This is a genomic window from Paraburkholderia diazotrophica, from assembly GCF_900108945.1.
GTDB classification, from domain to species: domain Bacteria; phylum Pseudomonadota; class Gammaproteobacteria; order Burkholderiales; family Burkholderiaceae; genus Paraburkholderia; species Paraburkholderia diazotrophica.
In genome coordinates this window covers 15,061-32,578 of sequence record NZ_FNYE01000028.1, presented here as the reverse complement: position 1 = coordinate 32,578, position 17,518 = coordinate 15,061, and the positions used below count along the sequence as shown (strand labels likewise).

Annotated in this window: 15 protein-coding genes; 1 reads left to right on the top strand and 14 read right to left on the bottom strand. The window is 64.7% G+C overall.

The window, feature by feature from the left end; all coding sequences use genetic code 11:
• Window positions 1–30: 30 nt before the first annotated feature.
• The gene (locus tag BMW76_RS27920) at window positions 31–801 is read left to right on the top strand and encodes an AraC family transcriptional regulator (RefSeq protein WP_090871136.1); all 771 of its coding nucleotides are present in this window, start codon (window positions 31–33) and stop codon (window positions 799–801) included.
• Window positions 802–873: 72 nt separating this feature from the next.
• On the opposite strand, the gene BMW76_RS27915 is transcribed toward BMW76_RS27920, so the two are convergent.
• The 14 genes from BMW76_RS27915 to leuB all read right to left on the bottom strand — a co-directional run bounded on the left by BMW76_RS27915 (window position 874) and on the right by leuB (window position 17,503).
• Window positions 874–2,064 carry an O-succinylhomoserine sulfhydrylase gene (locus tag BMW76_RS27915; RefSeq protein WP_090871134.1) on the bottom strand — a complete coding sequence of 397 codons (1,191 nt, stop codon included), beginning with the start codon at window positions 2,062–2,064 and terminating at the stop codon, window positions 874–876.
• A 312-nt stretch (window positions 2,065–2,376) separates the two neighbouring features.
• On the bottom strand, window positions 2,377–3,927 hold the full coding sequence (purF, locus tag BMW76_RS27910; RefSeq protein WP_090871132.1) for an amidophosphoribosyltransferase: 1,551 nt from the start codon (window positions 3,925–3,927) through the stop codon (window positions 2,377–2,379).
• 134 nt (window positions 3,928–4,061) lie between these two features.
• Window positions 4,062–4,556, bottom strand: coding sequence for a CvpA family protein (locus BMW76_RS27905; RefSeq protein ID WP_090871131.1), 495 nt, complete (start codon window positions 4,554–4,556; stop codon window positions 4,062–4,064).
• Between the two features lie 7 nt (window positions 4,557–4,563).
• Window positions 4,564–5,490: an SPOR domain-containing protein gene (locus BMW76_RS27900; RefSeq protein WP_090871130.1), complete on the bottom strand. Its 927-nt coding sequence runs from the start codon at window positions 5,488–5,490 to the stop codon at window positions 4,564–4,566.
• 27 nt (window positions 5,491–5,517) lie between these two features.
• Window positions 5,518–6,828, bottom strand: a complete 1,311-nt coding sequence (folC, locus tag BMW76_RS27895; RefSeq protein ID WP_090871128.1) for a bifunctional tetrahydrofolate synthase/dihydrofolate synthase — start codon at window positions 6,826–6,828, stop codon at window positions 5,518–5,520.
• 132 nt (window positions 6,829–6,960) lie between these two features.
• A complete protein-coding gene (gene accD / locus BMW76_RS27890) occupies window positions 6,961–7,833 on the bottom strand; it encodes an acetyl-CoA carboxylase, carboxyltransferase subunit beta (protein WP_090871126.1) in 873 nt (290 codons plus the stop codon).
• Window positions 7,834–7,914: 81 nt separating this feature from the next.
• Window positions 7,915–8,730: a tryptophan synthase subunit alpha gene (trpA, locus tag BMW76_RS27885; protein WP_090871124.1), complete on the bottom strand. Its 816-nt coding sequence runs from the start codon at window positions 8,728–8,730 to the stop codon at window positions 7,915–7,917.
• 36 nt (window positions 8,731–8,766) lie between these two features.
• Entirely contained in the window at window positions 8,767–9,678 is a 912-nt protein-coding gene (locus BMW76_RS27880) for a DNA-methyltransferase (RefSeq protein WP_090871122.1), read from the bottom strand.
• An 11-nt stretch (window positions 9,679–9,689) separates the two neighbouring features.
• Window positions 9,690–10,883 (bottom strand): tryptophan synthase subunit beta, encoded by a 1,194-nt coding sequence (trpB, locus tag BMW76_RS27875; protein WP_090871120.1) that lies wholly within the window; start codon window positions 10,881–10,883, stop codon window positions 9,690–9,692.
• Between the two features lie 53 nt (window positions 10,884–10,936).
• Window positions 10,937–11,683 carry a phosphoribosylanthranilate isomerase gene (locus BMW76_RS27870; RefSeq protein ID WP_090871118.1) on the bottom strand — a complete coding sequence of 249 codons (747 nt, stop codon included), beginning with the start codon at window positions 11,681–11,683 and terminating at the stop codon, window positions 10,937–10,939.
• Window positions 11,680–12,492, bottom strand: coding sequence for a tRNA pseudouridine(38-40) synthase TruA (gene truA, locus BMW76_RS27865; RefSeq protein ID WP_177200520.1), 813 nt, complete (start codon window positions 12,490–12,492; stop codon window positions 11,680–11,682). Before truA ends, BMW76_RS27870 begins: the two co-directional genes overlap by 4 nt.
• Window positions 12,492–14,858 carry a FimV/HubP family polar landmark protein gene (locus BMW76_RS27860; protein ID WP_090871116.1) on the bottom strand — a complete coding sequence of 789 codons (2,367 nt, stop codon included), beginning with the start codon at window positions 14,856–14,858 and terminating at the stop codon, window positions 12,492–12,494. Before BMW76_RS27860 ends, truA begins: the two co-directional genes overlap by 1 nt.
• Before the next feature lie 148 nt (window positions 14,859–15,006).
• Window positions 15,007–16,128 carry an aspartate-semialdehyde dehydrogenase gene (gene asd / locus BMW76_RS27855; RefSeq protein WP_090871114.1) on the bottom strand — a complete coding sequence of 374 codons (1,122 nt, stop codon included), beginning with the start codon at window positions 16,126–16,128 and terminating at the stop codon, window positions 15,007–15,009.
• Between the two features lie 307 nt (window positions 16,129–16,435).
• The gene (leuB, locus tag BMW76_RS27850) at window positions 16,436–17,503 is read right to left on the bottom strand and encodes a 3-isopropylmalate dehydrogenase (protein WP_090871113.1); all 1,068 of its coding nucleotides are present in this window, start codon (window positions 17,501–17,503) and stop codon (window positions 16,436–16,438) included.
• Between the last annotated feature and the right edge of the window lie 15 nt (window positions 17,504–17,518).

The window sequence follows — 17,518 nt, the reverse complement described above, 5'->3', positions numbered from 1 at the left end:
GCGCTTTTGTTTTGATTTTGACGTCCTGAGATGAGCCACGCCGTCAACGACGCGCCCAGCGTTTCCCTGCGCCGTTACGGCGCGGTGGAAGCGTCGGACGTGCACGACTTTCATCAGATCGTGCTCGGTCTCGACGGCTCGATGGTGATGGCCGTCGACGGCGTCGCGCGCGAAATCGACAGCACGTCCGCGTGGCTCATTCCGGCAGGCTCGCGGCACGATTACGCGGGCGTCGGCGAGAACCGGCAGCTCGTGCTCGATCTGCCCTGGTCGTCGGTTGCGGTGCCGCAGCGCCTCTTCGACAAGGCGCGCGCTGTGGCGATCGATCCATCGCTCACGCAACTGGTTTCGCACATCGCGGGCCGCGCGACGGGCCACATCGACGGCGATGCCGCGTGGCGGCGCTTCAACTGGGATGCGGCGGCGCGTCTGTGCGCGGCGATCGTCGAAGAGACGGGCATGGCGGATGCTGTGCCGGGCGCGGGCCTCGACTTCGCGCGCATCGACGGCTGGCTGCGCGCGCATCTATCGGAACCGCTGCGTATCGCCGATCTCGCCGCGCATTGCGGCTTCGGCATGCGGCGTTTTCATCAGCTCTTCATCGAGGCGTTCGGCGAAACGCCACATCGCTATTTGCAGCGTCTGAGACTGGATACGTCCGTCACGCTGCTTGCCGATCCGTGCCGTTCGCTGACGGACGTCGCGCTCGAAGTGGGCTTCGGCGATCAGAGCGCGTACACGCACGCGTTCACGCGGCGCTATGGGATGGCGCCCGGCCAGTGGCGGGCGCTGTTGCACTGAATCTTCCCTTGATGACGATGGCGACGAACCGGACGCGTGCACGCGTCCGGCTCTCTCCAAATGATCAAACAATCAGCCTGTCAGGCCGCGCGCAAGATCGCCGCGGATATCGTCGGCATTCTCCAGACCCACGGCGAGGCGGATCAGCCCTTCCGTGATGCCCGCCGCCGCGCGCGCCTCGGGCGTGATGCGGCCGTGCGTCGTGGTGGCGGGATGCGTGATCGTCGTGCGCGTATCGCCGAGGTTGCCCGTGATCGAGCAGATCTTCGTGCTGTCGATCACGCGCCATGCGTTCTCGCGCATCTGCTCGGGCGTGTCGCCCTTCACTTCGAACGAGACGATCGCGCCGCCCGCCTTCTGCTGACGCTTCGCGATCTCGTACTGCGGATGCGATTCGAGGCCCGGATAGAACACGCGGCTCACGGCGGGATGCGTGTCCAGCCAGCGCGCGATTTCGAGCGCATTCGCCGACTGACGCTCGACGCGCAGCGACAGCGTTTCCATGCCCTTCAGCAGCACCCACGCGTTGAACGCCGACAGCGTCGGGCCCGCGCTGCGCACAAACGGAAACACCTTTTCCATGATGAACTGCTTCGAGCCGACCAGCGCGCCGCCGAGCACGCGGCCCTGGCCGTCGAGGAACTTGGTCGCCGAGTGCATCACGACATCAGCGCCGAGCTTGAGCGGCTGTTGCAGCGCGGGGCTGCAAAAACAGTTGTCGACGACGAACAGCGCATTCGCGGACTTGGCGATCTTGCCGATCGCTTCGATGTCGGCGATTTCGGTCAGCGGATTCGACGGCGTTTCGAGGAAGAACATCTTCGTCTCGGGACGCACGGCGTTTTTCCACGCATCGAGATCGGTCGGATCGACGAACGTCGTCGTGATGCCGAACTTGCTGAAGATCTGCGAGAACATGCCGAGCGTCGAGCCGAACAGGCTCTGCGAGCTGACGAGATGATCGCCCGCCTGCATCGCCGACATCACCACCGACATGATCGCGGCCATCCCCGACGCCGTCGCCATGCACGCCTCGCCGCCTTCGAGCGCCGCGAGACGATCCTGGAACATCGTGACCGTCGGGTTCGTGAAGCGCGAGTACGTGTAATAGTCTTCGGATTTCTTGAAGCGCTCGGCGGCTTCCGCGGCGCTCGCAAAGACAAAGCTCGACGTCAGAAAGATTGCCTCGGAATGCTCGCCGAAATCGCTGCGCAACGTGCCCGAGCGGACTGCGAGAGTGTCGAAGTTGAGGGTGTCGTCCATGTTCGTTCTGTTCCGTTTTTTCCAGGCCGCATACGGCTCCCCGGTTCCGCCAGGTTCGCGCATGCGAGAGCAACAAAAAAGCCCGCTTTGCGTCGGCATAAGCGGGCTTCGTGTGCGGGGATGCTGTGAGCGTCGATGGCTGTGCTGCTGGCCCCACCGTTCGCTTTAGCTGTTTTGGGTTTCCCCGCGTCCGCAAGCTGAGATCAAATCGACGCAAGCCCCGATAGTAACACTGCATGCGCCGTTCGGGACCGAAACACGGCGCGCGAGACTCGATGAGATGATGACGACGATCCCGCGCGCTGCCGCGATTTACTCCACCGACAGTTGCAGATGCAATTGCGAACGCGCGGTGCCGCCTTCGAGCGCTTCGCTCGCCGCGTCGCGGTCCGATTGCGCGGACGGCGCGAGGCGCGCGGATTCGATGCGGTCGAGATATTCCGTCGTCACGTCGCCCGTGATGTAGTTGCCGTCGAAGCACGACGCCTCGAATTCCTTCAGCGCCGGGTTGATGTCGCGCACCGCGCTCTTCAGCGCGTCGACGTCCTGATAGACGAGGAAATCGGCGCCGATCAGGCGCGCCACTTCCTCATCCGAGCGGCCGTGCGCGACGAGTTCGCTGCGCGTCGGCATGTCGATGCCATAGACGTTCGGATACTTCACGGGCGGCGCCGCCGACGCGAAGATCACCTTGTTCGCGCCCGCATCGCGCGCCATCTGCACGATCTCGTGCGAGGTGGTGCCGCGCACGATCGAATCGTCGACGATCAGCACGTTCTTGCCCTTGAACTCGATGCCCATCGCGTTCAGCTTCTGGCGCACCGACTTCTTGCGCACCGCCTGGCCCGGCATGATGAAGGTACGGCCCACGTAACGGTTCTTGAAGAAGCCTTCGCGGTATTCGACGCCGAGCTTCGCCGCGACCTGCATCGCCGCCGGCCGCGACGAGTCGGGAATCGGCATCACGACGTCGATCTTCACGTCCTTTGGCAGCTCGCGCACGATCTTCTCGGCCAGATAGTCGCCCATGCGCAGACGCGCGTTGTAGACGGGCACGCCGTCGAGTACCGAGTCCGGACGCGCGAGATACACGAGTTCGAAGATGCAGGGATTCAGGCTCGGATTCGTCGCGCATTGCTGCGCGTGGAAATTGCCTTCGAAGTCGATGAAAACGGCTTCACCCGGCGCGACGTCGCGGACGAATTCGAAGCCGATGCCTTCGATCGCCACCGATTCCGACGCCAGCATCCATTCCGTGCCCGACGCCGTTTCCAGCTTGCCGATGCACAGCGGACGGATGCCGAACGGGTCGCGGAAGCCGAGCAGACCGTAGCCCGAAATCAGCGACACGATCGCGTACGAGCCGCGCACGCGTCGATGGACGCCCGACACGGCCTTGAAGAGCGCCGCCGGATCGAGCTGCAGACCCGAGCTCGCCGTTTGCAGCTCGTGCGCGAACACGTTGAGCAGCACTTCCGTGTCGGAGTTCGTGTTGATGTGCCGGCGATCGACGCGGAACATCTCTTCTTTCAGCTGAGGCCAGTTCGTGAGATTGCCGTTGTGCGCGAGGATGATGCCGAACGGCGCATTCACGTAGAACGGCTGCGCTTCTTCTTCGCTCGACGCGGAACCCGCCGTCGGGTAGCGCACCTGACCGATGCCGCTCGTGCCGGGCAGGCTGCGCATGTTGCGCGTGCGGAACACGTCGCGCACCATGCCGTTGGCCTTGTGCATGTGGAAAGTGCTGCCGTCCGCCGTAGCGATGCCGGCTGCGTCCTGACCGCGGTGCTGCAGGAGCAGCAGGCTGTCATAGATCAGCTGGTTGACGGGAGACTGGGAAACTACGCCTACGATGCCGCACATGGCATGTCCTTCAAAGGGTCCGAAATTCGATCAGTGGCGGTGCCGGGGAGGCAGCCGCGCGCGCCGTGGTTCTGACTGCCTCACCCATCGGCCCGCCTTGTCTGCCGCTTTCGTCCCTTGCGCGCAACGCTTCGTTACACGTGGACGTAGGCGGCGAGCGTCTCGGGAAGCAGAGGCTTCAACTCTCGAACGCCCTGCTCGGCGTAGGGCCGCAGCAGCGCGTTGCGCCAGAATTCCTGTTTGGGCAGTTCGGTCAAGCCAGCGAGGGCGACCAGAATCAGCACCAGTATGACCCCGCGTACGAGGCCGAACATCAGTCCAAGCGAGCGGTCAATTCCGCCCAGGCCGGAAACCTGTACCAGCCGGCTCAGCAGCGCATTCGCCACGCTCGCCACCAGTATCACGCCGATGACGATGGCCGCGAACGCGATCAGCCACTGCGTCAACGCGCCGCCCGGCCAGTTCGCCGGCACGAACGGCACCAGCAGGCCGACGAAGCGCGCCGCCACCAGAAACGCGACGACCCAGCCGATCAGCCCGAACACCTCGGACAGAAAGCCGCGCCACGTTCCGCGCAGCGCGGACAGGCCGATCACCGCCATTACAGCGTAGTCGAATGCGGTGAACATCGCCGGCTTACTGCGCAACGCCGTTGTTCGCACCCGACGTCAGACCCGCCTCGCGCACCTTCGCGATAGCCGCCGACGCCGCCGCACGGTCCGCGAACGGACCAGCACGCAGCAAGGTACGGGTCGAGCCATCAGCCTGCTTGCGACGCTCGGTATATGCGGGCACGCCCGCCGCTTTCAACTTGCTTGCCCAGGTATGCGCGCTGGCGTCGTCCTGGAACGCGCCCAACTGGACCGCGAAACGGTTGCCGGGAGGCGCTGCGGGCGTGCCCGATTCGGTGCCGGACGCGGCAATTTGCGCGGTGTCGGTGGCGGCGGGCTTCTGTTCCGCCTTCTGCTCTGGCTTCACCGCCGGCTTCGCTTCGGCTTGCGGTTTGGCAGCGGGCTTCGCGGCCTGAGCCGGCGTGTTGTTCGCGACGACAGCGGGCGCCTGCGGCTTCGCGGGCGTCATGGCGATCGGCGCGCTCTGGCTGTCGTGCTGCGACGCGACGGCACCCGTTGCCGCCGTGCCCGACGCGGCGCGCGCAAGACCCGACGCAGCCAATGCGGCATCCGGCGCTGCGGGATTGTCGGGCGCGACGCCGGCTTGCGTGTCGGCGTCGTCTGCCGCGCGCGACTTCGGAATCGGGCGGCTGGGAATATCGATGGAAATGTCGTCGGTGACGGGCTTCGGATGCGAATCGAGCACCATCGGCAGAATCACGACGGCGGCGATCACCAGCGCGATCGCGCCAACCAGGCGGCGGCGCGCGCGCTGCTTCTCGGGAAGCGTGGGGTCGAGCATCATCGCATCGGCGTCGCCGGAACGGTCCGTGCGGCGGCTGCGCCGTTCGACCCGCTCAGCGCGCTCGGCACGACTGCCGCGACTGGAACTGGAATTTGCGCCGCGCCGCGTAGGTGCGTCGTCTTTCTTGCCGAACGAGAAAATACCCATGAATGGCTTGGTTCGAGGCCCGCGCGTTCAGTGTTGCTGCGATTTACGGTAGGCCATTACGCCCGCAACCGTATAGAAACTGCCGAAAACCACGATTCTATCATTGTCGGATGCCCGTTTTAGCGCATCCTGGAAAGCTTCTGCCGGTGTTGCAAAACGCGTGACCGTGGAGTCAGGGCCATCGGCGACGCCCGCGTCGCGCAGCGCCGTTTCAAGTTCTTCGGCGCTCGCCGCGCGCGGTGTCGGCAGATCGGTCACGCACCAGTGGTCGATCTCGCCCTTCAGGTGCGCGACCACGCCGGCGATGTCCTTGTCTCGCATGGAGCCAAATACGGCGTAAGTGTATGGAAAATAGCCCATATTGCCGAGATTTTGGCCCAACACGGCAGCGGCATGCGGATTATGCCCGACGTCGAGCACGATCGCCGGCTTGCCGGGCAGCACCTGGAAGCGTCCCGGCAATTCGACATTGGCGAGGCCCAGGCGGATATCCTGCGCCGATACAGGCAGACGGTCGCGCAACGCTTCGAGCCCCGCCAGTGCCGCCGACGTATTGATCAACTGATTCGCGCCGCGCAGCGCGGGATAGGCGAGTGCGGAACGGCGCATCGACGGGCCGATGTAGCTCCACTGCTGCCGCTCGCTGCCCGCCTGCCCTTCGTAGCGGAAATCGCGCCCGAAGAGCCAAAGATCGGCGCCGATCTTTTCGGCATGTTCGATGAGCGTCTGCGGCGGAATCGGATCGGCACAGATGGCCGGCTTGCCCGGACGGAAAATGCCCGCCTTCTCGAAGGCGATTTTTTCGCGCGTATCGCCGAGAAAGTCGGTGTGATCGATGTCGATACTGGTGATGACCGCGCAATCGGTATCGAGGATATTCACGGCGTCGAGGCGCCCGCCGAGCCCCACTTCGAAGATCACCACGTCAAGGCCGCGCTCCGCGAACAGATGCATGATCGCGAGCGTCGTGAATTCGAAATACGTCAGCGAGACGGGCGCGGGCAGCGACCGGCGAGCCTGCTCGACGGCCTCGAAATGCGGCAGCAGCTCGGCATCCGTCGCCATCTGGCCGTTGATCCGCGCGCGCTCGTTGAACGCCAGCAGATGCGGCGATGTATGGCAGCCGACGGAATAGCCGGCGCGCAGCAGAATCGACTCGAGAATCGCACACGTCGACCCCTTGCCGTTCGTTCCTCCGACCGTGATGACCGGGCACGCGAACGACAGTTGCAGCGCGTCGCGCACCTGACTGATGCGGGCGAGGCCCATGTCGATGCCGACGGGATGCGCGGATTCCAGATGCGAGAGCCACGCGTCGAGAGTGGGGAAAGTGGTCATCGGATGAAACTGTAGTGCGGACCGGAATTATCCTGGAAATGACAACGCGCCGCTTAATTACCTCTCGCGGCGCGTCGGTTTTTCTTACCGGCTGCGCGGTTCAATTGCGCGGCCGTTAGCGTGGACAAGCGTTCAGGCGACGGCGTCGGCCGGCTGGCGCGTCAGCAGCGCCATCAGTTTCGCCAGTTCTTCACGCAGCTTGCGGCGGTCGACGATCATGTCGATCGCGCCTTTTTGCAGCAGGAATTCGGCACGCTGGAAGCCTTCCGGCAGCTTTTCGCGGACCGTCTGCTCAATCACGCGCGGACCGGCGAAGCCAATCAACGCCTTCGGCTCGGCGATCACGACGTCGCCGAGGAACGCAAAGCTAGCCGACACGCCGCCCATCGTCGGATCGGTCAGCACGGAAATAAACGGCAGCTTCGCTTCGGCAAGCTTGGTCAGCATGGCCGTGGTCTTGGCCATCTGCATCAGCGACAACAGGCTTTCCTGCATCCGCGCGCCGCCCGACGCGGTGAAGCAGACGAACGGCACGTGCTGCTCGATCGCGTTCTGCACGCCGCGCGCGAAGCGCTCGCCGACCACGGAGCCCATCGAGCCGCCCATGAACGCGAACTCGAAGCACGCGACGACGACGGGCAGCGTGTGAATCGCGCCGCCCATCACAACCATCGCATCGGTTTCGTCCGTTTCGTCCATCGCCTCTTTCAGGCGATCCGGATACTTGCGGCTGTCCTTGAACTTGAGCGCGTCGACGGGAAGGATTTCCTGGCCGATCTCATAACGGCCTTCCGGATCGAGCAAGCCGTCGAGCCGTTCGCGCGCACCGATCCGCATGTGGTGATCGCACTTCGGGCAAACGTGCAGATTCGCCTCGACGTCGTTACGGTACAACACCGCTTCGCACGACGGGCATTTGATCCACAGCCCTTCCGGAATGCCCTTGCGGCTCTTCGGATCGGTTTGCTTGATTTTCGGCGGCAACAGTTTGTCGAGCCAGCTCATGGTCATTCCTTCCAGGGTTCGCGATACGCAAAGCGGCGCGGTCCAATCCGCGCCGCCAGCGTAACGGCGACAAATTATTGTTTATCGGGCAGTCGCGCCGATGCTGTCGATGGCCTGGCGAATCTCGGCGATGAAATTCGTCAGCTTGCTGGCAGCGGACTCGGGTGCCGCTTCTTCGAGCAATTGCACGATACGGCTGCCGATCACGACGGCATCGGAAACCTCGGCGACTGCGCGCGCCGACTGCGCGTCGCGAATGCCGAAACCGACGCCTACGGGCAGCGGCACGCGCGACTTGATGGCCGGGATTTTACCCGCGATGCTCAAAACGTCCAGATTTGCAGCGCCCGTCACGCCCTTGAGCGACACATAGTAGACGTAACCGCTCGCGATTTTACCAACCTCGGCGATGCGCTCGTCCGTCGAGGTGGGTGCGAGCAGGAAAATCGGATCGATTCCGGCCGCTTTCATCTTTTCGGCGAAGTTAGCCGATTCTTCCGGCGGATAGTCGACGACCAGCACGCCGTCGACGCCCGCTTCCTTCGCAGCCGCTGCGAACGCGTCGGCGCCCATGCGCTCGATCGGGTTCGCGTAGCCCATCAGCACGACAGGCGTTTTGTCGTCGCTTTCGCGAAAGCGCTTTACATCGGCGAGCACGTGCTTCAGCGACACGCCCTTCGCCAACGCGCGCTCCGACGACTGCTGGATCACGGGACCGTCGGCCATCGGATCGGAGAACGGCACGCCGAGCTCGATGACATCGGCGCCGCCCTTGGCAAGCGCGTGCATGAACTCGACGGTGCGCGCCGGGTTCGGGTCGCCGGCGGTGATGAACGGGATGAGGCCTTTCTTGCCTTGCGCGGCCAGCGCCGCAAACGTCGATTGGATACGGGACATGGAATTTTCTCGAAGTCGATGACTGCGCGATCTGGCTCAGGCCGCCGGATCGGCGACGATTGCCTTGCCGCGAGAAACGGGTTTGGGCGGATTCGCCGCCAAACCGACACGTTCTCGCGCTATCGCGCAGTAACTTTCATTGATCTCATAGCCGACGAATTCGCGCTTCTGGCGTGCGCAAGCGACGGCCGTCGTGCCGCTTCCCATAAACGGGTCGAGCACGCGGCCACCCGGCGGACAACTCGCAAGCACCATCCGCTCGACGATTTCGAGCGGCTTCTGCGTCGGGTGCGCGACCCGCTCGGCGTGCTGCCGATGCAGGCGCGAGACCGACCAGACGTCCTTTGGGTTGTAGCCGAGTTCCAGCCACTTGCTGCCTTCGAACAACTTGCGCGAACGCGCCTTCTTCGTGGCGGCATCGTACGGGATGCGGACGGGATCGAGGTCGAAATAATAGTCTTTCGACATCGCGAAATAACCGATGTTGTCGTGCACGGACGTAAAGCGGCGTGTGGTACCGCCCATGCTCGGCACGCGCCGGTCCCAGATGATCTCGTTGATCATCGTGAGCCGACTCTTCAGAAACACGAAGATTTCCGGCGCGTACTGCCACGTGCAGAAGATGTACAGCGAACCCGACGGCTTGAGCTTCGGAACGGCCAGATCGAGCCAGCCACACGTCCAGGCGAGAAAATCCTCGCCCGTGCGCATGTCCGAATCGTTGCCATAGTCCTTGCCCAGACCGTACGGCGGATCGGCGACGATCAGGTCGATCGAGCCATCCGGTAGCTTCGCTGCCTCGGTCAGAAAATCGCGGTTCAGAAGCTCGATGCCCGCCGGTAGCGGCAGCAACGTTGCAGCGTCCGCCTGATGCGGCACCTCGGCGACGCCTGCTTCGGCGTCGCCGTTCAGCGCGGGCGGCTGCGGCTCCTCGAACTCGTCGCGCATCGTCGAGGCGCTCAGAACTGGATGCCCGATCGCTCGGCGACCGTGTGCATGTCCTTGTCGCCCCGGCCCGACAGGTTCACCAGAAGGATTTTGTCCTTCGGCAACGTCGGCGCGAGCTTCGCCGCGTACGCGAGCGCGTGGCTCGACTCCAGCGCGGGAATGATGCCTTCGATGCGGCAGCAGTCGTGGAACGCCTTCAGCGCCTCTTCGTCGGTGATGCCGACGTACTCCGCGCGGCCGCTGTCCTTGAGCCACGCGTGCTCGGGACCGACGCCCGGATAGTCGAGGCCCGCCGACACCGAATGCGTCTCGATGATCTGGCCGTTCTCGTCCTGCAGCAGATACGTGCGGTTGCCGTGCAGCACGCCCGGGCTGCCGCCGATCAGCGACGCCGCGTGACGTCCCGTATCGATGCCGTCGCCGGCCGCTTCCACGCCGATCAGCTTCACGGAGGTGTCTTCAACGTACGGGTAAAAAATCCCCATCGCATTCGAACCGCCGCCAACGCACGCGATCACGGCATCCGGCTGCCGTCCCGTCAGTTCGGGCATCTGCACCTTGCATTCGTCGCCGATCACGCGCTGGAAGTCGCGCACCATCATCGGATACGGATGCGGGCCCGCTACCGTGCCGATGATGTAGAACGTGTTTTCGACATTGGTGACCCAGTCGCGCATCGCTTCGTTGAGCGCGTCCTTCAGCGTGCGCGAGCCCGATTCGACGGGCACGACGGTCGCGCCGAGCAGTTTCATCCGGTAGACGTTGGCGGCCTGGCGGCGCACGTCCTCGGCGCCCATGTACACGATGCATTCCATGCCGAAGCGCGCCGCGATCGTCGCCGTGGCGACGCCGTGCTGTCCCGCGCCCGTCTCCGCGATCACGCGCGGCTTGCCCATCCGTTTCGCAAGCAGCGCCTGGCCGATCACGTTGTTCACCTTGTGCGCGCCCGTGTGGTTCAGGTCTTCGCGCTTCAGATAAACCTGTGCGCCGCCGAGCAGTTCGCTCCAGCGTTGCGCATGATAGACAGGGGAAGGACGCCCGACGAAATACTTCAGTTCGCGTTCGTATTCAGCGATGAAGTCCGGATCTTTCGAGTATTTTTCGTATGCTTTGCGTAGCTCGTCGAGCGCGTGAATCAGCGTCTCGGCGACGAACACGCCGCCATATTGGCCGAAATGGCCACGTTCATCAGGTAAGTTGTACATATTCCGTCACTCTTCTCAGTGTGCCGCTGCGTGCGCGATGCGCGGCCTGGGAATCATCCGGCGTCCGCTTCGCGCACCGCGCGCACGAACGCCGCCATCCGGGCGTGATCTTTCACGCCCTTTGCGCCCGGCACCTCGATGCCGCTTGAGACATCGACCGCGTACGGGCGCACGCGATGAATCGCTTCACTGACGTTTTGCGTGTTCAACCCACCACTCAAAACGGCCCGACGCGCGAGCTCTGCTGGAATAAGTGACCAATCGAAGACCTTCCCGCCGCCGCCATAGCCTTCGACATGAGTGTCGAACATGAGACCGCTGGCGGCTGAATAGTTAAGGGCTGATTTTATCAAATCGGCCGGTTGAGTATCGGGCGCAATTCGCAGCGCGCGCAACCAAGGCAAACCCGCAATGCCCGCCAGTTTCTCGCACTGCTCAGGCGTTTCGTCGCCGTGGAACTGGAGCATCGTCAGCGGCACGTTGCAGGTGACTTCGTTGAACCACTCCGGCGTCGGATTCACGAACAGCCCGACCACCGACACGAACGGCGGCACGACGCGCGTCATCTCGACCGCCTGTGCCACGCTCAGCGCGCGCGGGCTAGGCGGATAGAACACGAGGCCGATCGCGTCGGCGCCAAGGGCGACGGCATGCGCGACGTCGGCGGCATTGGCCAGCCCGCACAGCTTGATGCGCGTGCGGTGCGGGACGGTTTCGTCGGCGGGCGAGACGCTTTCGGCGGGGTTATCAGCGGAAACAGCGGCGGAAGCGGACGAATCGGGGGATTTGGCGGAAGTCATGAGTCGGTCCAAACAGTGCTCCACGGGACGCTGCCCGCCTGCGGCGCAGGCACAGCGAACGCCTCAGGATAGCCCACTTGCGCAAGATACAGCCCGTCGGGCATGAACGTAGGCGCGGCCTGATTCCGGTCGAGGCTTTCGAGCACTTCGGCGAGCCACGTTGCGGGATAGCGTCCGCGGCCCACGGCCACGAGACATCCCATCAGATTACGCACCATGTGATGCAAAAACGCGTTCGCTCGAAAGCGGAAATGGATGAAGTCGCCCTGCGGCCGGATATCGATCTGATACAGATGCTTGACGGGCGTCTTCGCCTGGCACTCCGACGAGCGGAACGCCGAAAAATCATGCTCGCCGATCAGGCAGGCGGCCGCTTCGCGCATCGCGTCGATGTCGAGCGGCGTGTGGATCCAGCCCGCGCGGCCCACGAGCATCGGCGAGCGCACGGGATGCACGTAAAGCGCGTAGTAGTACGTGCGCTCGAAAGCGGAAAAGCGCGCGTGAAACGCGTCGGACATCGGCTTCGCCCATTGCACGGCAACCGTCTTCGGCAAGAACGCGTTCGTGCCGCGCACCCACGAAAATTCCGCGCGATCCAGCCCCGTGTCGAAATGCACGACCTGCCCGAGCCCGTGAACGCCCGTATCCGTGCGCCCCGCGACGACCGTCTGCAGTGGCGTCAGCGCGAACTCTCGCAGCGCGCGCTCGAGTTCGTCCTGCACCGTCTTGCCGTGCGGCTGCGACTGCCAGCCGCAAAACGCCGCGCCGTCGTACTGGATGCCTAGCGCAATACGCTTCACGACAGACATCACGAAAGCGGCGCGAGCGTCGACAGCAATGCGCGGGCATCGGCGCGCGTCGCGGCATCGTTCGATTCGATGACTTCGTTGATCAGCGTGCGCGCGCCGACGACGTCGCCGAGATCGATATATTCGACGGCCAGGTCGAGCTTGTTGCGGGCGATCCGCGCGAGTTCTTCCGGCGTGAATGCGGGCACGGCCTGGGATGGGCCGGGCGGCAATTCGAGGTCGAAATCGAGGTTCAGCGCGCCGAACGGCGCGGCGCCCAAGCCCGCGACGGCAGCCGCGCCCGCCGTGCCCGCGACGATTTCATCGGCGGCGGCGGGCGGCTCAGGCGCGTGCTCCGGCATCGCCTGTCGCGCCGTGATATCCGGCGTCACGACGGGCTGCGTGGTGAGCGACGCAGGCGGCGTCGCAGGGTGTGCGCCGAGCGTGTCCGGCAAGTCGAAGTCAGCCGTGGGCTCAGCGTGCTCGGCGCGCGGCGGCAACGCGAAATCGTCGAGGCTGTCGAGCGCGCGGATCGCGTCGCGCGGAAACTCGTCTGCGATGGCGGGTCCCAGCGGCGGCGGTTCACCCAACGGGAAACGCTCGGGCGTCGACGGCTGGTCGGGCAGCGCGAGCGAGTCGTCGTCGGGCAGCGGCTCGATCAGTTGTTCGTGCTGAGCGGCGGGTTCGACGTGGCCCAGTTGAATCGGCGGCGTGGCGGGCGAGGCGGGCGGCTCGAAGATCGGCTCGTGAAACGCCGTATCCGGCGCCGCGCCGAGATCCAGCTTGAGCGGCGCGGACGTAGTTTCCGGCGCTTCTTCCGATGCTTCGAGTGCTTGATGCGCCGCCGGCTCAATGGGCGCGTGAATCGGCGCTTCGTCGAGCGACGGCTCGACGCGCGTGGTTTCAGCGGCGTGATCTATCGTCTGCGCAACCTGTTCGCGCGCGACCTGTTCCTGCGCGGCAGCATCGGCGGTACGCGCTTGCTCGCGCGCGGGATCGAGCGACTCGCGCGGCAATGCGTCGGCGCCAAGCGACGCAGCCGCCGCCAGACCCGCTTCAGCCGACGCGGCGTCAAACGTTTCAGGTCCCGCCCTGGCCTCGCTTTCGGCGACGGGCGCAGTCGGAGCGGCATGCGCTGCCGGATGCGTGTCGGCGGGCGACGGCGACGGTGCCTTCGGCGCGGCGGGCGTTTCATCGCGGACGCGGGCCGCGTCCGGCACGATGCGCGGCGTTTCATCGAGAACCCGGGCCGCGTCCGGCGCGACGCGCGGCGTTTCATCGGTGGACGCAGACGCCTCGTTTGCCGCTGCCTCTTCGCGCGCGGCCTTGCTGCGGCGGCGCATCGTCAGACCGGCCAGCAAAGCCACGAGCGCCGCACCGACGACGGCCGCCACGCCCAGATACTCCTGCGGAATACCGGCGGGCCCATTTGCAGGATGCGTCTTCGCCGGTGCGGCTGTCGGCGATGCGGGCGTCGCATTGGCGGGCGCGCTGGCGCCAGCCGTCGAACCCGAAGGCTGTGTCGCACCAGGCGCGGTCGCAGCGTTCCCGTTCGACGCCGGCTGCTTGCCGATGCCATGCTTTTGCAATTCCATCAGCACGCGGTTCTTCAGCGCCAGCAACTGCTGCAAGCTAGAAACCTGCGGATGCGCCTGCGACGCGGGCAGCGCGCCGGCGGCCGGTGCGCTGCTCTGGATCGAGCCTGTCCACGCATGCGTGCCGCTCGCCGGCGCAGCCGAAGGCGCAGCCGCGCCCGGAGCCTGCGAGCCAGCGGCCGACGTCGGTTCGGTCGTTGCCGGCGCACTGGCGCCCTGTAAAGACGGCGCCGCAGCCGCCGACGAAGCCGCCGGTCCAGCCGACGCGCTCGCGCCCGTATCGGCCGGTGCGGCAGATGGTTGCGCCCCTGCCGCCGACGTCGTCGCGGAAGCGTTAGACGCTGCCTGTGCCGTCGAGCCCGGCGCGGACGCCGGCCCCGCCGCCGCAGCCGCGCTGGCTGCCGCGCCCGTCGCATCGACGGGCGGCAGACTCAGGACGGCACCCAGCCGCAAGCGGCTCGGATCGTGCCCCATGAATGCGTTCGGATTCGCGTCGAAGATCGCTTTCGCCGCGCGCGCCAGCACTGCGCGATCGTGCGACTGCGTGAGCGCAATCGCGGCATCGTTTAACGATTGACCTGGCTGAACGGTGAATTGCGTCGCGCCAGCATCCGCACCGGACGGCGCGCCGGCCGTTGCAACGGCGCTCGCCGCGCCCGTGGCGGCGGCTGTCTGCGCAAATGCCGCGCCGGGTGTCGAAAGCGCGCCAGCGAATACGATCGCGACTGCTGCCGCGATCTGATGCGAGCCGCTGCGCAAGGCGGCGGGAAAAGTCTGGAATCGGGCCGTCATCGGGACCTTTTTTGCATGGCCTTGCGGCACATGTTGAAGAGTGTTGGCGACAAGATTCGGTAATGCCCAAAATAAAAAAGCGCCGCGAGAATCGCGACGCTTTCTGGAGTTTTTTACGCGTCGTTGAACTGATCGCGCGTAGTTTACTTTACTTGTCGAGCAGAATGCGAAGCATACGACGCAGCGGCTCCGCAGCGCCCCACAGCAACTGGTCGCCGACCGTGAACGCGGACAGGTATTCGCCGCCCATCGCCAGCTTGCGCAGACGGCCGACAGGAACCGTCAGCGTGCCCGTCACGACGGCGGGCGACAGGTCGCGGATCGACGCTTCGCGCTCGTTCGGCACGACCTTCACCCAGTCGTTCGCCGATGCGAGGATGCCGTTCACTTCGTCGAGCGGCACATCCTTCTTCAGCTTGATGGTCAGCGCCTGCGAGTGGCAGCGCATTGCGCCGATGCGCACGCACAAGCCGTCGACCGGGATCGAGCCCGGCTCGCCCATCGCGGGCTTGCCGAGAATCTTGTTGGTTTCCGCGCCGCCCTTCCACTCTTCCTTCGACATGCCGTCGCCGAGATCCTTGTCGATCCACGGAATGAGCGAGCCGGCGAGCGGCACGCCGAAGTGGTCGGTCGGCATACGTTCGCTGTTCATCGCGGACAGCACGCGGCGATCGATGTCGAGAATCGCCGACGACGGATCGGCCAGGTCTTCCTTCGCCGCGCCGTACAGCGTGCCCATCTGTTGCAGCAGTTCACGCATGTTCTGCGCGCCCGCGCCCGATGCGGCCTGATACGTCATGGCCGTCATCCAGTCGACGAGGTTTTCGCGGAACAGGCCGCCCAGCGCCATCAGCATCAGGCTGACCGTGCAGTTGCCGCCGATGAAATTCTTCTGGCCCTTGACCAGCGCGTCCTTGATCACATCGAGATTGACGGGATCGAGAATGATGACGGCGTCATCCTTCATGCGCAGCGCCGACGCCGCGTCGATCCAGTAGCCGTTCCACCCCGCTGCGCGCAGCTTCGGGAACACTTCGTTCGTGTAATCGCCGCCCTGGCAGGAAATGATCGCGTCGCACTTCTTCAGGTCGTCGATGCTTGTCGCATCTTTGAGCTTGGTCTCGTTCTTGGCGAACGACGGCGCATTGCCGCCCGCGTTGCTGGTGCTGAAAAACACCGGTTCGATCAGATCGAAATCGCGTTCCTCTTGCATACGCTGCATCAGGACGCTGCCGACCATGCCGCGCCAACCTACGAGACCTACGTTCATGACTTACCCTTGGAGTGGACACTTCCCCGCAACTTTGCCCGGCGTGACCGCGCGGGGAAGATGGGCGGGCACGACGGACGATCAGCGCTTCGTGATCGTTTTCGGGGTAATCGTTTTGATGGTGATGGCGAGCGCAACCACGCGGGCCGTTTTGCCGCGCAGTGTGGAAATCGAGGTGATTTGAGGAATCGTCGCCATCGTTGAAGTCTACACGAAAACCCGCTTTTGCGGCGCGTACGCCGCGTTTTTGCGTGAATCAGCGCGAAACCGGCCGATTCACGCGCATTCGCCTGTAAAAGAGCGCGCGTTACAGCGCCGCGACAACGGCATCGCCCATCGCCGACGTGCCGACCTGCTGGCAACCCGGCGTGACGATGTCGCCGGTGCGATAGCCCTGCTCCAGTACCTTCTTCACGGCGTTTTCGATGCGATCGGCCTGCTCGGCCCTGTTCAGCGAATAGCGCAGCATCATCGCGGCCGAGAGGATGGTGGCGAGCGGATTCGCGATGCCCTTGCCCGCGATATCCGGCGCCGAACCGTGCGACGGCTCGTACAGGCCCTTGTTGTTCTTGTCGAGCGACGCCGACGGCAGCATGCCGATTGAGCCCGTCAGCATCGCGGCCTCATCGGACAGAATGTCGCCGAACATATTGCCCGTGACGATCACATCGAACGACTTCGGCGCCTTCACGAGCTGCATCGCCGCGTTGTCGACGTACATGTGCGACAGCTCGACGTTCGCGTATTCCTTCGACACGTCGATCATGATGTCCTTCCAGAACTGCGACGTTTCGAGCACGTTCGCCTTGTCGACGGAAGTCAGCTTCTTGCCGCGCTTTTGCGCCGCTTGGAACGCGACGTGCGCGATGCGGCGGATTTCGGGCTCCGCATAGCGCATCGTGTCGAAGCCTTCCTTCGCGCCTTCGAACAGACCGTCCGGCGCCTGGCGCACGCCGCGCGGCTGACCGAAGTAGATGTCGCCGTTCAGTTCGCGCACGATCAGGATGTCGAGGCCCGAGACGATTTCCGGCTTCAGCGACGAAGCGCCCGTCAGCTGCGGATAGCAGATCGCCGGACGGAAGTTCGCGAAGAGCTGCAGATGCTTGCGCAGGCCGAGAATCGCCTGCTCCGGGCGCAGCGAGCGCTCGAGCGAATCGTATTTCCAGTCGCCGACCGCGCCGAACAGAATCGCGTCCGCTTCCTTCGCGAGCTTCAGCGTGGCTTCGGGCAGCGGATGGCCCGCCGCTTCGTAACCCGCGCCGCCGACGGGCGCCTCTTCCAGCTCGAACTTCTCGCCGAGCACGTTCAGAACCTTGACTGCTTCCTTGACGATTTCCTTGCCGATGCCGTCGCCCGGCAACACTGCGATCTTCATGCGTATTCCTTGTTG